We start from the raw sequence: 13188 nt of genomic DNA, 5'->3' as shown, positions 1-13188 counted from the left end.
TTTATTTCGCTCCAATAATTAATATATGAGATGAAATCATATTTTTTTCTAAGTATTTAATCCAATTTTTATTAATCTTTTCAAGATACAGGACATCTTCAATTAATAATTCATCTTTAAATTGAGACCATTTTAAAAAGTTTTTAAAATCATATTTATGAAGACCACAGATATTTACTACTTTAAAATTATTTTTATTCAACAAATTACTTAAAAATTGAGATGAAAAATACCATATATGCTCATGATGATAAAATTGTTTCTTATAATTTGGAAAAATTTCTAAGTAAAAATCTTTTATATTGGGAACACCTATACCAATGATACCGCCTTTTTTTAATTTTTGATATAATTGTGAAATTACTTGATCAATTTTCTCAATATGTTCGAGAACATCAAATGAAAATATGTAATCATATATTTCATCTGGACACTCGATTATAGATGAATAGTTTTGATTGTAAAATTGCAGAAAACTTTCTCTAATATTAACATCTGGTTCAACCGTATCTACAATGACTTTTTTATCAAAAAGAGATTCGAAATCACCAGTGCCAGCCCCAAACCCAAGTACTCTTTTTCCATCATCAATATTTATATTTAAATTTTTTAGTTTAGTATGCCACTTTTTTGCTTCATTAATTCTTTTGAGCTTGTCAGGAATTTTTTTTGAATTTTTATAGTAATTTTCATTATAATAATTTTCATCAATTAAACTACTAGACAAGAAAGATAAATTACAACTAGAACAATTATATACTTTTACATTTGGTCTATTGTTGTTTCTATCATAATATCTTCTTAATGGACCATCATATACTTCTGAAGTCAAACTTTTACAGATTTTACAGTTCATTACATTTACTTAATTTGAAGAAATTCTTGTAGTCTACTTGAAATTAAAATTCCATCTTTTAAATTTTTTTTATAATTTATTTCTTCTTTTTCACCAGGATGGAATACTTTATTAATAGAATTAAAGTGGAATGAATCTATATAATTATCTATTGCTATTGAAGTATTACTTGACGGAAATTGTTTTACATTAAATGCCATAAAAAAATGTCCAAGTTTTCTTTTTTTTGTTAGATCTTCACCAAACATTGAAGATACATCTTTTCCCGAAGGCATTCCTGTAAATACACCACAAAATAAATCAACCAACATTGAGAGCCCAAGACCTTTATATTCTCCAATTGGATTAAGAAATGAAATATCAGACGCTATGCATGTTGGGTTACCATTTTTATCAAATCCTGATCCCTCTGGAACCATGTTTTTAATTCCAATATTTCTTCTAATTTCATTAAATGAAGTTGTAGAATTTGCAGAGTCAAAACAAAAATTATGATTTTTTCCGTTTACCATAAGACAAATAGGATTATTTCCTACAAATGCAGAACTATTATTCGGCGTTTTCATCTTTGCTGTAGCATGTGTCATGCCCAATCCAACAAACCCTGAGTTAGAGATATTTTTAACAGCATTTGACAATGCGCCACAATGACTTGAATTTAAGATAAAAATACAAACTACTCCATTATTCTCGATTTTTTGTACAAGAAATTCACAAGCATATTTCGATGCACTTATACCAAAAGAATCATCTGCATCCATAACGTAAAGATTATTTGTGGATTTATTTATTTTATAAGATGGATTTTTATTTATTCTTCCTGACCGAATTTCCTTTAAATAATGCTCAAATAAATTTACACCATGTGAGTCTATACCTCTCAAACTTGACCATATCAAACCATCAACTACTATTTCGGATTGATTTTTATTTAAACCTTCTTTTTGAAATATCTCAATTGCTTTATCTTTAATTATTTTATAGTCAAATTTTTTCATTTGTGCTTTTTAGATATATCTGTTTAAACTTAAACTTAAATAATATTATTAATAATATTTTCATAATTTTTACATTTGTAAAAAAAACTCCTCCCATTCTTGAATTATCAGATCTATTATTAGTTTTAATATGAATTTGAGAAAATTTAATTTTTTTACTTAAAAGATAAATGGCAAATTCTACTCCATAAGAGTTGAAGGTTTTGAATGGTCCGTAATTGTTTATGAGGTTTAATCTATAGCCTTTCATTCCACATAATGGATCTCTAATACCCCAAATTAGTTTAGCGATAAATGAAAATAAAAACTCTGAAAACCTTTGCATTTTATCACGATAGCCTAAAACTAAATCAAATCCTTTAGATAAATCATTTGAAAATTTTTTGATTAATTCAGGATTGTGCTGTCCATCAGCATCAATTGTTACTGCAAATTTATACCCTTTTTTTAGAGCATACTTTAATCCTGTAAATAATGCTTCATCATACCCAAGATTTTTTTTATGCACTAATAATTTAGCTCCTTTTTTAATTGCAATAAGTCTAGTTTGATCTGTAGAGCCATCATCAACAACTATTGGATCGCCATAAAATGAAGATTTATTTATAACGCTAGATATTGAATTCTCCTCGTTTAATGCAGGAATAATTATCGCTACATTATTTTTCATTAACTTCAACTTGTCTTAAAAATATGCAATCACCTTTTTTAATGTCCTCCAATGTCTCTCTTCCAATAATATTATCTATTTCATAAGGTGGTAATGCATCTTTTGGAATAGGTCGTAATACTTCTAAATCACTTTTTTTGATTATTGAGCCTTTTTTTAGATGCTTATTGGCTCTAATTGATCTTCTTTGCAATATTACTGTCTCAAATTCATTGCCTTCAATTTTCTTTTCAGTTTTTCCTAGAGCTGCCTCTAGCTCCCTAGACCTATCAATCATATCTCGCCAAGTTTTTGGATTCATGCTAAATAAATGATCTGGTCCTTCTCTAGATGTATCGTCTGTAAAATGTTTTTCAACAATTTTAGCCCCCAAAGCAATAGCACCTAAAACAGTTGCATGACCAGGAGTATGATCACTTAATCCAATTATCATTCCAGGGTATTTAGTTTGAAAATTTTTAATTACATTTAAATTAATATATTTCATATTTTCAACACTTCCTGTGTAATTGGTATTGCATTGAAGAATTGCTATATTTTTGTTTATCTCTAATCCTGCATTGATAGCTCTTTCTACATCAATAATATTTGAAGCACCTGTTGCTATGATGTACGGCTTGTCCTTACTAGCTATATGTTTTATGATATCAATCCAAGTGATGTCACCTGAACCAATCTTGTATGCAGGAACATAAGAATCAACCTGATCCACAATTTCCAATGAGTATGGGCTTGTAAAAAAAGTTATTTTAGCTTTATCACACGTTTCCTTTAATTCGTTCGTCCAATCTAAATTCAAAGACGCTTCATCATAAACTTCAAAAACACTTTTTTTCCATTCTGATTGATGAGATTTTTGAGAACCTAAATCCTTAAAACCTTTATCACTGACTATTGTTTTTGCTGAAAAGTGTTGAAATTTTGCTGCATTTGCGCCCGCTTCTTTTGCTGCCCAAATTAGTTCTTTTGCTCTGGTTAAAGAACCATCATGATTTGCAGCTATATCAGCAATAAAATAAGCTGGTTTATCAAGTCCCACAAATGTATTGTCAATCTGAAATACAGAATTATAATTTAATTTTTTCATATTCAGAAGCAGATATCATAACTTGTTCTTTAATACTTGGCAAATTAACTTGGAAATAATTTTGAAATTTTGTTATGTCCATTCTCATATCATGCGGCCTTATTGATTGATGTGAATTAGGAAAAAATTTTGACTTTTTTAACAAGCTGGTATTAAGATTAAGTTCATCAGCAAAACAGAAAGCAAGTTCAGCTTTTGTAATACCGTCGTGAGAACCTAAGTTAAACAAGCCCTTTGCTTTTTTTTCAATCAAAAAATCAATATATTTACATAAAGTATTTATATTTAAAGGATTTATTTTTATATTATCAAATACTTTTATTTGCTTACCATGAGTTAAATTTTCATATATCCAATCAGTTAAACTATTTTTTTTGTTATTAAAATTTTTTCCAATAAAATTGGTCCTTATAACTAAACCACCGTAATCTAAAATAACTTTTTCTGCCTGTAATTTGGTAATAGCATATTGATTCACTGGGTTTACTTGTTCCTCTTTTTTAAAACCAACACCTTCATAAACGTGGTCAGTTGAGATATGAATTATTTTTGTTTTATATTTTAAATTTTTTAAAGAATTTACCAGATTTATTGAAGGAAGCACATTGGCCTCATACGCAATACCCCTGTTTTTTTGACATAAATCAACATCTGTATTTGCAATTAAGTTAATAATTACATCAGGTTCTAATTTTGATATTAAAACTTTTATTTCATTTATATTTGCCGGATTGCACGGTAGTTTTGAGCCAGGATGCCTGCTTTGACCAAAGACATTGTATTTAATTTTATTTAAAAATTTAATTAAAGTAGTTCCTAGAAAACCGCTTGACCCTAGAATTAAAATTTTTTTCATTTATGAAAAATTTTTTAAAGTTCTGTATAATATTTCACTTTGTTTCTCTGCATCACTAAAATTCCAATAATTTGTTTTAAATTGAAACAATCTGGGTTGAAGCCATTCTGCATTAGGACAACTACCTTTTTTGTAATTTGCTAGATTCGAATTAGAAATAAATTTTTCTCTACCAAGTAAATCAAGGTTAACAAACATCGGCTCAAGATACGTTAGTTGCCATGCAGCATATATTCCATCACCACCATTTTTGATAAACAAATCCCGTATATCATGCCATGTTATATCATCTCTTTTTAAAACTGTTGCCCATGTCCAGTATGAACTTGTGAAATTTTCCTCAACTAATTGGGGCACAAACCATTCTGAGAATTCTTTGGTAACATCAGTAAAAAGATTTGAGCATTTGATTCTTATATCAACAAGTTCGTCTATACGTTCTACCTGGGCTAATGCAACTGCACAACATAATTCTGGCATTCTATAATTCCATCCCATTGATGTGTGTCTTAAATAATTTGGGTCTTGAATATCTAATTTTGTAATTTTAGATTTCTTTGCAGATACACCGGCATAGCCAAGTGATTGAACTTTTCTTATATTTTCAGCTAAAACAATATCATTCGTCAAAACTATTCCTCCTTCCCCACTTGTTAAGTGTTTTGAGCTTTGAAAACTAAAACTTGAACAGTCACCCAATGTTCCAACCAATTTGTTTTTATATTTTCCAAGAAAACATTCCGCATTATCCTCTATTACTTTAATATTTTTAGCTTTAGCAATTTTGTTAATATTATCCATATCTGGACAAAGACCATATAATGCAACTGTGATAATAGCTTTTGTTTTTGATGTAATTTTTTCACTTATAAATTCACTCTTAATTACAAACGTTTCAGTATCAACATCTGCAAAGATTGGTGTCGCATTTGCTTGAAGGACTGCAAATGCAGTAGCTGACATGGTTAATGGTGGGACTATTACCTCATCACCTTCCGAAATTCCCATGGCTTCCAAAGAAGCATGCATCGTTGAAGTTCCATTAACAAATGATATTGCATAATTCATAGAAAATTTTTTTCTAAAAGCATCCTCAAGTCTACTCATCATCAATGCCCCAGAAGAACTTCTAAAACCAGTATTTAATACTTCGTTAATATACTTAGTTTCTAAATCTGATATCCTTTTAATTTTTTGATTCATTGTATTTTTTATCTTTTTCAATAGATAATTTATAACCTATATTTCTTATACCTTTATTGTTACATTCTGTTTGAAGTTGTAAATCATTATCAATTAAATTAACAATTTCTCTAAATGATACATCTATTTTGTAGTCTAGCTTTTCAATTAATTTTTTCATGAATTTCATATCCTCTTTTGTATCTACAGTCATGCTCCATAAACTTAAATCTCTAATATTTTTTATTTGACTAATTTTAAATAATTCAGGATTTTTCCATATATAAGGTGTTACATGCTCACGTTCCGAGAGTAATTTTGCATTATTATTTGCTTGATTGAGTGTATCAAATGTAAAAACCTCAATGTCCATACCTTCTGGATAAGTAGTATCAATTGTATTTGAGCAATAATCAGACTGACTTTTGATAAGCTTGTTAATTGCACTATCAATTATTTGTGGATCTTTTAATGGATCATCAGCTGTAACTCTTACGATTAGATCGGCTTTAAAATATTTTGCACAGTTATAAAATCTTGATAATACATTTTTTTCACTACCTCTAAAAAAATCGTATCCATTCTTTATACAACAAGCAACTAAAGGGTCATCTAGCTCATTTTCCGTTGTAGCAACTACTGATTTAGTTATTCTAGATGAAAGTTTGGTTCTCTTAACAACCCAATCTATCATATTAAATTTTCCAATATTCATCATTACTTTTCCAGGTAGTCTAATTGAATTCATTTTTGCCTGAATAATAGCTACAATATTCATGATTTTGGCCAATTTCTAGGATCAATCAAACCAATTTCATGAAAAGATAAGTCAGGGTAACTATTGATTTCTGTCTTTTTATATAAATTTGTTATTTCACTAAATTGATTAAAACTATCAACAGCTATTATTATTTTTGAAATAGAATTTAATGAGATTGGATAATTCAAACATGCATTTATTTTCGAAATCATTTTTTTTTCAGTCCATTCTTCAAAATCCTCAAAAATTTCTAACCAATTAGTAAAATATTCTGAAATTTCTGAACTCTTCGTGAGCAAAAGTCCCTGCAAAAAAGTTGATCTAGAATGAATTTCTATTTTTTTATTTTGTAATTTATTTAATAAACCTACTTTTTCAAATCTTCTATCAACTAAATTCAATGGAATTTGTGCAATATCAATATTAAAGTTGTTTATAATATCTTCAAGCTCTTCAGGATTATATACTGATACACCGATTTTTATTATATTTCCTTTATTCTTAAATTTCTCAAGTTCTTCAAAAATATATTTATAATTTGAGTTTTTACTAAAATCAGGATCGTGGATCAGTACCGCATATAACGTATCTAATTTTAATTTCTTTAAAGACTCCAAAATATTTTCTAAAATCCATGATTTTAAATCAATATTTTTTTTATTTAAATTTGATAATTTAGTTATGACTTTAAATTTTTTTACTCCAATTTCTCCAAGCAATTCCTCACAATTACCATAATTTTTTGCAGTATCTATTGTATCGATTCCAACTCTATATGAATTGTAAATAATTTTTTTCACCTCATCTCGATTGACAATTCCATTTCGATTAGAAATTCCATATGGAATACCAAATTGCGCGGTTCCTAACGCTAACTTCATATCTTGCCAATTATTTTTTTATTTTTACTAATCCATTTTTTTAATTCTTCAATTTGCATCCATTTTTTATTGGTATCTGATCTGTAATTAAATTTTTTACTTACCTTTTTGCCTTTATTTATTTTGTTTAATTTTTTGGACCATAAATTAATTGCTGGAAAAATTTTATAATAGTCTTTGTATTCATAAGTAAAAGGCGCATCATCTATGCTGATCATTTGTTCATGTATTTTTTCACCAGGTCTAATTCCAATAGTTTTAATTTTCGTTTTGGAGGATATAGCTTTCGCTATATCTGTAATATTCATAGATGGAATTTTCTTAACATATATTTCTCCACCATTCATATCTCTAAATACTTTCCAAACTAAGTCTACTCCTTGTTCTAAAGTTATCATAAATCTTGTCATTGATTTGTTTGTAATTGTAAATTTATGTTTTTTAAGTTGTTCAATGAACAAAGGTATAACTGATCCTCTTGATCCCATGACATTACCGTATCGAACAATTGAAAATCGAGTATTTTGGCTAGCGCTATATGAGTTAGCAGCAATAAAAAGTTTGTCAGATACAAGTTTACTCGCACCATATAGGTTTGAGGGCGCACTTGCTTTATCAGTTGATAAAGCAACTACTTTTTTAACTTTTTGATCTATGCATGCATCAATAAGGTTCATGGCACCATTAATATTTGTTTTTATACATTCAAATGGATCTGCCTCAGCAGTTGGAACTATTTTTGTTGCAGCAGCATGCACAACAAAATCTACACCATGTAAAGCTCTATAAAGTCTGTCTTTATCTCTAACGTCTCCTATAAAAAATCTTATAGATTTATCATTAGAAAATATTTTTTGCATTTCCCATTGTTTCATTTCATCTCTTGAAAAAACTATTAACCTTCTTGGCTTGTATTTTTTTAAAGTCATAGGTACAAACATATTGCCAAATGACCCTGTTCCTCCAGTTATAAGAATTGACGAATTTTTGAACATTTTAAAAATAGTAATCTAATTTTATATTATTTGAAAAATATAGAAATATAATTCTATTATTTTTAATTAAAATTTTAATTTATTTATACATTTCTAAGAACAACATCAAAAACCTTAACAAGAAGATCATTCTCATTTTTATTTTGAAAGCTTTTATTAAGTTTACTTCTTGAAATTGGTAGTTTTTCCCACTTAATTATATTTAAAACTTTAACATTACTAAAGTTATTTCTAAAAATTTCCAATATGTTTTCATAACCAATACGATTTGTATAAAATCCAGATTTTGTAAAAAAATTTGACTCCCAAACTTTTTTACTGAATCTAAGGTTATTTAAACTTTCGCTTAAATGATCTCTTAAATCAATTTGATGTGAGGAAACTCCATCTTTTTTTTGAATTCTTGATAATTCTTTTATGGTTTCCGAAAATTCCTCATGTTTAATATGCTCTAGTACTGCCTGAGAAAAAATTAAATCAGCAGTGTGATTACCAATTTTTTTTATACTCTCTAAACCTTTTGTTAAATAGATTGAATTGGTTTTTTTTAAAATACTTTGAAAGTTGTCCTCTTCATTTATATTTGGTACTTGATAACCTAATTGTTTTAGTTTTATTCTAAGTTTTAAATAAACATCAATATCAAAATTTGCAAAACTTTTTGTGTCTATGAGAATTGAGCTGGCACCAAATGAGTATGCAATAATTGATGTTGCAATACTATCGCCTGGACCTATTTCAATTACAATTTTATTTTTTAAATCTATTACTTCACTTTTTTTAACATGGCTTTTAAATACTTTTATAGCGTATTCTGCTTGTTCCATATTCCCATGTTTAAATATACCTATACGTCTCCATACCGAATATGATATCGGTAATCTAGATAATATGATTTTTAAAATTATTTTTAACCACCATGGGATAAACTTTTTCATATATAATATAATTATATTTAAATTAAAAAATATTTAAACAAATTGTAATTATTTTAAATAAAATATGTTGAATTCAATAAATTATGGTAAGAGATACATTAATTAAATAAATTCTGATTAATAATTAAACATTGTTATAAGAAAATTATTGTATGTTTAAATTTAATAAAATTATATTTCTTACTGGACATCGTAAATCTGGGACATCTTTATTGCATCGTTTATTTGATGACCATCCTCATATAAATTTATACCCTGATGACTTTACTTTTTTTTACAGTTATTTCCCATACTATACAGACAAATATAAAAATAATAAAAAAGAACTTATCAATAGAATAGTAAAAATCTATTCCAATTTAATAAAATTTAAAAAGTATAATAATAATTATAATAGCTTGAATATTGCTAAATCGATAAGATGTTTAAAAAAATCTCTGTTAAATATTAATTTGCTATCAAAGTACGAGGTTTTTAATACTATTATTAGCGAATGGTCTAAATTGAATAAAAAAATATCAAATGGACCCTTAATTGTAAAAGAGACATCTCAATCTATTTTTTTTCATGAATTCAAAAATTTTTTTCCAAAATTTAAAATGGTTAACATCATAAGGGATCCTAGAGATAATTTTGCCTCAATTAAGTCTGGATTAAAAAAATATTACGAAAAATTTGGCGAGGATAACATTTCATCTCTTACAAGCACTATTTTTAGAGCTAGACAAGATTTGATTTCAGCAAAACTTAATGAGAAAAATAAATCATTTACGAACATTAAATATGAAGATCTCACTTTAAAGCCCAAAGAAACTATGAGGAAATTATGTAGGTTTTTAGATATTGAATTTACAAACAATCTTATTAATCCAACAATATTTGGTGAACCTTACCTGGGAAATAATTTTAATAAAAAAATATATAATATAGATAAATCTAATGTAAAAAATTGGAGTAAAAGAATTTCAAAAGAAGAGTGTTGTGTAATTGAATACTTTCTGCATGATGCAATGAATATTTGGGGCTATAAATTAAAATATAAATTGGATGAGTCAGAGAAATATTATAGTAAATTTTACGAAAAACTTAATTCAAAGTATTTCTTTAAAAATACATATTAAATGTTTTTAAGAGAAATAATTACTAAACATTGTAGTATTCTCGATACCATTTTATAAACTTATCAACCCCATGAATATAATTTGTTTTGGGGCTATAATTAGTAAGCTGGTTTAACAGTTTAGAGTCCGCCCATGTTGAAGGAACATCGCCTTTTTGGATAGGCATATAATTTCTTATAGATTTTTTTCCAATATTTTCTTCAATAACTTTAATGAAATCTAATAGTTTAATTTTATTTGAATTGCCGATATTTACAACTCTAAACGGTGCAACTGGGGAAAGACTATCAATCTGAGAAATATTTTTTTCATTCGAAGGTATTTTGTTTATTAATAATCTGATACCCTCAACCAAGTCGTCAACATACGTAAAATCTCTATACATTTCTCCATTATTATAAATATCAATAGGTTTATCATTGATTATAGCGTGAACAAATTTAAACAATGCCATATCTGGTCTTCCCCATGGGCCATAAACAGTAAAAAAACGAAACATAGTAGTTGGAATTTTCCACAAGTGTGAGTATGAATGAGCCATATTTTCATTTGCTTTTTTTGTTGCAGCATAAATTGTAAGCTGGGTGTCAGTTTTATCTATTTCAGTAAATGGCATTTTTGAATTTGCTCCATAAACTGATGATGTTGAGGCTATTAGCAAATGTTTTACTTTATTATTTTTTGCAACCTCCATAACATTAAAAGTACCTATTATATTTGAATTAACGTAAGCACGTGGATTTTCTAAACTATATCTAACTCCAGCTTGTGCTGCTAAATGTATAATAAATTCTGGTTTAAATTTATTTGTAACTTCGTTAAGTTTTAAATTATCCTCCAACATTCCCTCTGTTGAAGTAAAATTTGAATATTTTAATAAAATGTTATTTCTAGAATGTTTTAAATTTACATCATAATAATTTGTCATACCATCATAACCATGAACCTTAAATCCAGAGTTAAGTAATAATTGGGCTAAATGAAATCCTATAAATCCTGCTGTTCCCGTAATTAAAGCTTTCATATCTAATATTTAATCATAAGGTTAAATGACAATACTATAAATTCTTTTTTAAATCCTACTGGTTTTGATAAAGTTCTTGAAAAGTTCCTTGTTTTTTTATCTCACCTTTTTCGAGATTATAAATTATATCACAATTTTTTACTGTATTTAAACGATGAGCAATTAGTACAATAGTTTTACTTTTTTCCATAATATTTATTGCATCCATTACTGCTTGTTCTGTTTGAGTGTCTAATGAACTAGTTGCCTCATCAAAAATTAGGATCTCAGGATCGTGATACAAAGCTCTAGCAATTCCTATTCTTTGACGTTGCCCCCCAGACAATCTAACTCCTCGCTCGCCTACAATTGTTTGATATTTATTAGGCAATTCATTCATTACAAATTCATGCAAATTAGCAATTTTAGAAGACTTTTCTATTAGATCGTGTTTGATATCTTTTGGCTCAACCCCAAAGGCAATATTGGAAGCAATATTATTATCAGAAAGATATATTTCTTGAGGAACGTAACCAATAGACCGCTGCCAAGATCTCAAATTTTGCTGATTTATAGTTTTACTATCGACTTCTAAAGTACCATTTTGAGGCTCTAATAGTCCTAAAATTATATCCACCATTGTAGTTTTGCCGCTGCCGGTGGTGCCAACTAATCCAACAAATGATTTTACGGGAATTTTGATATTTATGTTTTTTAAAACTTTCTGTGATGAATTTGGGTAAGTATAGTTAATATCTTTTAAAATAATATTTTTTTTAAATGGCATAATTTTATTATTATCATTATAAGAATTTGATTTTAGATTTTTAATTTCGGCATGTAACTTATTTAATGAAGTGCTCATAAAATTAATTTGAGTAAAAGCAGCATAAATTTGTTGTAAAGCTGGCATTAACCTATAACCGGTAAAAATATAGAGACTTAATATTGGAATAATTGAATTTAGATTTTCGGATGTATTTATAAATTTTAATACAATTAACAAAATACCACCAAAAGCAATAATCTCCAAAAAATATCTAGGCATTAATGCTATAACCTGAGAATAAGCTTGAGATCGAGCATAAATTTTTGAAGAAATCGAAAAATTTTTTATGTAAAATTTTTCCAAACCAGATATTTTAATCAGTTTTGAAGCTCCAAACGCTTCATTAACAGCTCTAAAACGTAATTGGTTGTTAATTAATCTTTTTTCTCCAATTTGATTAACATATCTACGAAAAATATAAAAAATAAAAAAATATACTACTGCAAGAGAAAGGCTTACTACTAATGCAAGTTGTGGATCAACTATCACTATTAAAGATATTAGGGCTATAGCTACCATACATTTGGAAATAATTTCTAAAAATGGTCTAATTACACCTATAATAATTTGTTGAACTTCAGATAAAATAGTTTTTCCAATATCAGAACTGTTACGTGATAGAAACCAACTGTAAGGTTGATGCAAATAACCTTCCACCAAACGCTTTCCAATACTATACTCTCTCATTTGAACAAATCTGATTTGAGCATATGTGGTTAAGCATTTAAAGCTTATAGATAAAATCAATGATAAAAATACCATAACCCCCAATGCAAAAATAAAATCTTGTTTTTTTTCGACACCAAAGAAACTTAACGTTTGGTATAAACTATTTAAGAACACATTTGTTTTTATCAGGTCAGAATCAGACAAAACTGCCATGAAAGGTAATATTGAGGCAACTCCAATCATGTCTAATAATGCCATAATTATCATCATTAATATTAGAAAACTTGCACGTACTTTTTCCTGAGGAGTAATTAGAGATAATAATTTTTTGAAATTTCCCATT

Annotated in this window: 13 protein-coding genes; 1 reads left to right on the top strand and 12 read right to left on the bottom strand. The window is 27.5% G+C overall.

The genetic code is table 11. From position 1 onward, the window contains the following. Position 1: 1 nt before the first annotated feature. The 10 genes from ACTTAX_RS07530 to ACTTAX_RS07485 form a co-directional block, all read right to left on the bottom strand. Positions 2-856, bottom strand: coding sequence for a class I SAM-dependent methyltransferase (locus tag ACTTAX_RS07530; RefSeq protein WP_440694019.1), 855 nt, complete (start codon positions 854-856; stop codon positions 2-4). 5 nt (positions 857-861) lie between these two features. Continuing rightward, positions 862-1854 (bottom strand): Ldh family oxidoreductase, encoded by a 993-nt coding sequence (locus tag ACTTAX_RS07525; RefSeq protein WP_440694018.1) that lies wholly within the window; start codon positions 1852-1854, stop codon positions 862-864. Then, on the bottom strand, positions 1841-2524 hold the full coding sequence (locus ACTTAX_RS07520; RefSeq protein WP_440694017.1) for a glycosyltransferase family 2 protein: 684 nt from the start codon (positions 2522-2524) through the stop codon (positions 1841-1843). Before ACTTAX_RS07520 ends, ACTTAX_RS07525 begins: the two co-directional genes overlap by 14 nt. Beyond that, on the bottom strand, positions 2514-3611 hold the full coding sequence (locus ACTTAX_RS07515; protein WP_440694016.1) for an N-acetylneuraminate synthase family protein: 1098 nt from the start codon (positions 3609-3611) through the stop codon (positions 2514-2516). The genes ACTTAX_RS07520 and ACTTAX_RS07515 overlap by 11 nt, the downstream gene beginning before the upstream one ends. Beyond that, entirely contained in the window at positions 3592-4467 is an 876-nt protein-coding gene (locus tag ACTTAX_RS07510) for an SDR family oxidoreductase (RefSeq protein ID WP_440694015.1), read from the bottom strand. Before ACTTAX_RS07510 ends, ACTTAX_RS07515 begins: the two co-directional genes overlap by 20 nt. Continuing rightward, on the bottom strand, positions 4468-5670 hold the full coding sequence (locus ACTTAX_RS07505; RefSeq protein WP_440694014.1) for a DegT/DnrJ/EryC1/StrS family aminotransferase: 1203 nt from the start codon (positions 5668-5670) through the stop codon (positions 4468-4470). Continuing rightward, entirely contained in the window at positions 5654-6427 is a 774-nt protein-coding gene (locus ACTTAX_RS07500) for a cytidylyltransferase domain-containing protein (RefSeq protein WP_440694013.1), read from the bottom strand. Before ACTTAX_RS07500 ends, ACTTAX_RS07505 begins: the two co-directional genes overlap by 17 nt. Then, a complete protein-coding gene (locus ACTTAX_RS07495; protein ID WP_440694012.1) occupies positions 6424-7290 on the bottom strand; it encodes an aldo/keto reductase in 867 nt (288 codons plus the stop codon). Before ACTTAX_RS07495 ends, ACTTAX_RS07500 begins: the two co-directional genes overlap by 4 nt. Further along, entirely contained in the window at positions 7287-8285 is a 999-nt protein-coding gene (pseB, locus tag ACTTAX_RS07490; protein WP_440694011.1) for a UDP-N-acetylglucosamine 4,6-dehydratase (inverting), read from the bottom strand. Before pseB ends, ACTTAX_RS07495 begins: the two co-directional genes overlap by 4 nt. Before the next feature lie 83 nt (positions 8286-8368). Further along, complete coding sequence (locus ACTTAX_RS07485) at positions 8369-9223, bottom strand: class I SAM-dependent methyltransferase (protein WP_440694010.1); 855 nt, start codon at positions 9221-9223, stop codon at positions 8369-8371. A gap of 152 nt (positions 9224-9375) precedes the next feature. Here ACTTAX_RS07485 and ACTTAX_RS07480 point away from each other — a divergent pair, with 152 nt between their 5' ends. Further along, positions 9376-10344, top strand: a complete 969-nt coding sequence (locus tag ACTTAX_RS07480) for a sulfotransferase family protein (RefSeq protein WP_440694009.1) — start codon at positions 9376-9378, stop codon at positions 10342-10344. A gap of 22 nt (positions 10345-10366) precedes the next feature. On the opposite strand, the gene ACTTAX_RS07475 is transcribed toward ACTTAX_RS07480, so the two are convergent. Continuing rightward, on the bottom strand, positions 10367-11368 hold the full coding sequence (locus ACTTAX_RS07475) for an NAD-dependent epimerase/dehydratase family protein (protein WP_440694008.1): 1002 nt from the start codon (positions 11366-11368) through the stop codon (positions 10367-10369). A gap of 55 nt (positions 11369-11423) precedes the next feature. After that, positions 11424-13187 (bottom strand): ABC transporter ATP-binding protein, encoded by a 1764-nt coding sequence (locus ACTTAX_RS07470; RefSeq protein ID WP_440694007.1) that lies wholly within the window; start codon positions 13185-13187, stop codon positions 11424-11426. Between the last annotated feature and the right edge of the window lies 1 nt (position 13188).

Source organism: Candidatus Pelagibacter sp. HIMB1695, assembly GCF_052047655.1.
GTDB lineage: Bacteria > Pseudomonadota > Alphaproteobacteria > Pelagibacterales > Pelagibacteraceae > Pelagibacter.
This window is presented reverse-complemented; position numbering and strand designations above follow the sequence as displayed.

Coding starts and splice junctions, on each gene's coding strand:
- ACTTAX_RS07480 (WP_440694009.1), top strand. CDS start 9,376: ATGTTTAAATTTAATAAAATTATATTTCTTACTGGACATCGTAAATCT.
- ACTTAX_RS07500 (WP_440694013.1), bottom strand. CDS start 6,427: ATGAATATTGTAGCTATTATTCAGGCAAAAATGAATTCAATTAGACTA.
- ACTTAX_RS07525 (WP_440694018.1), bottom strand. CDS start 1,854: ATGAAAAAATTTGACTATAAAATAATTAAAGATAAAGCAATTGAGATA.
- ACTTAX_RS07510 (WP_440694015.1), bottom strand. CDS start 4,467: ATGAAAAAAATTTTAATTCTAGGGTCAAGCGGTTTTCTAGGAACTACT.
- ACTTAX_RS07475 (WP_440694008.1), bottom strand. CDS start 11,368: ATGAAAGCTTTAATTACGGGAACAGCAGGATTTATAGGATTTCATTTA.
- ACTTAX_RS07485 (WP_440694010.1), bottom strand. CDS start 9,223: ATGAAAAAGTTTATCCCATGGTGGTTAAAAATAATTTTAAAAATCATA.
- pseB (WP_440694011.1), bottom strand. CDS start 8,285: ATGTTCAAAAATTCGTCAATTCTTATAACTGGAGGAACAGGGTCATTT.
- ACTTAX_RS07530 (WP_440694019.1), bottom strand. CDS start 856: ATGAACTGTAAAATCTGTAAAAGTTTGACTTCAGAAGTATATGATGGT.
- ACTTAX_RS07495 (WP_440694012.1), bottom strand. CDS start 7,290: ATGAAGTTAGCGTTAGGAACCGCGCAATTTGGTATTCCATATGGAATT.
- ACTTAX_RS07520 (WP_440694017.1), bottom strand. CDS start 2,524: ATGAAAAATAATGTAGCGATAATTATTCCTGCATTAAACGAGGAGAAT.
- ACTTAX_RS07515 (WP_440694016.1), bottom strand. CDS start 3,611: ATGAAAAAATTAAATTATAATTCTGTATTTCAGATTGACAATACATTT.
- ACTTAX_RS07505 (WP_440694014.1), bottom strand. CDS start 5,670: ATGAATCAAAAAATTAAAAGGATATCAGATTTAGAAACTAAGTATATT.
- ACTTAX_RS07470 (WP_440694007.1), bottom strand. CDS start 13,187: ATGGGAAATTTCAAAAAATTATTATCTCTAATTACTCCTCAGGAAAAA.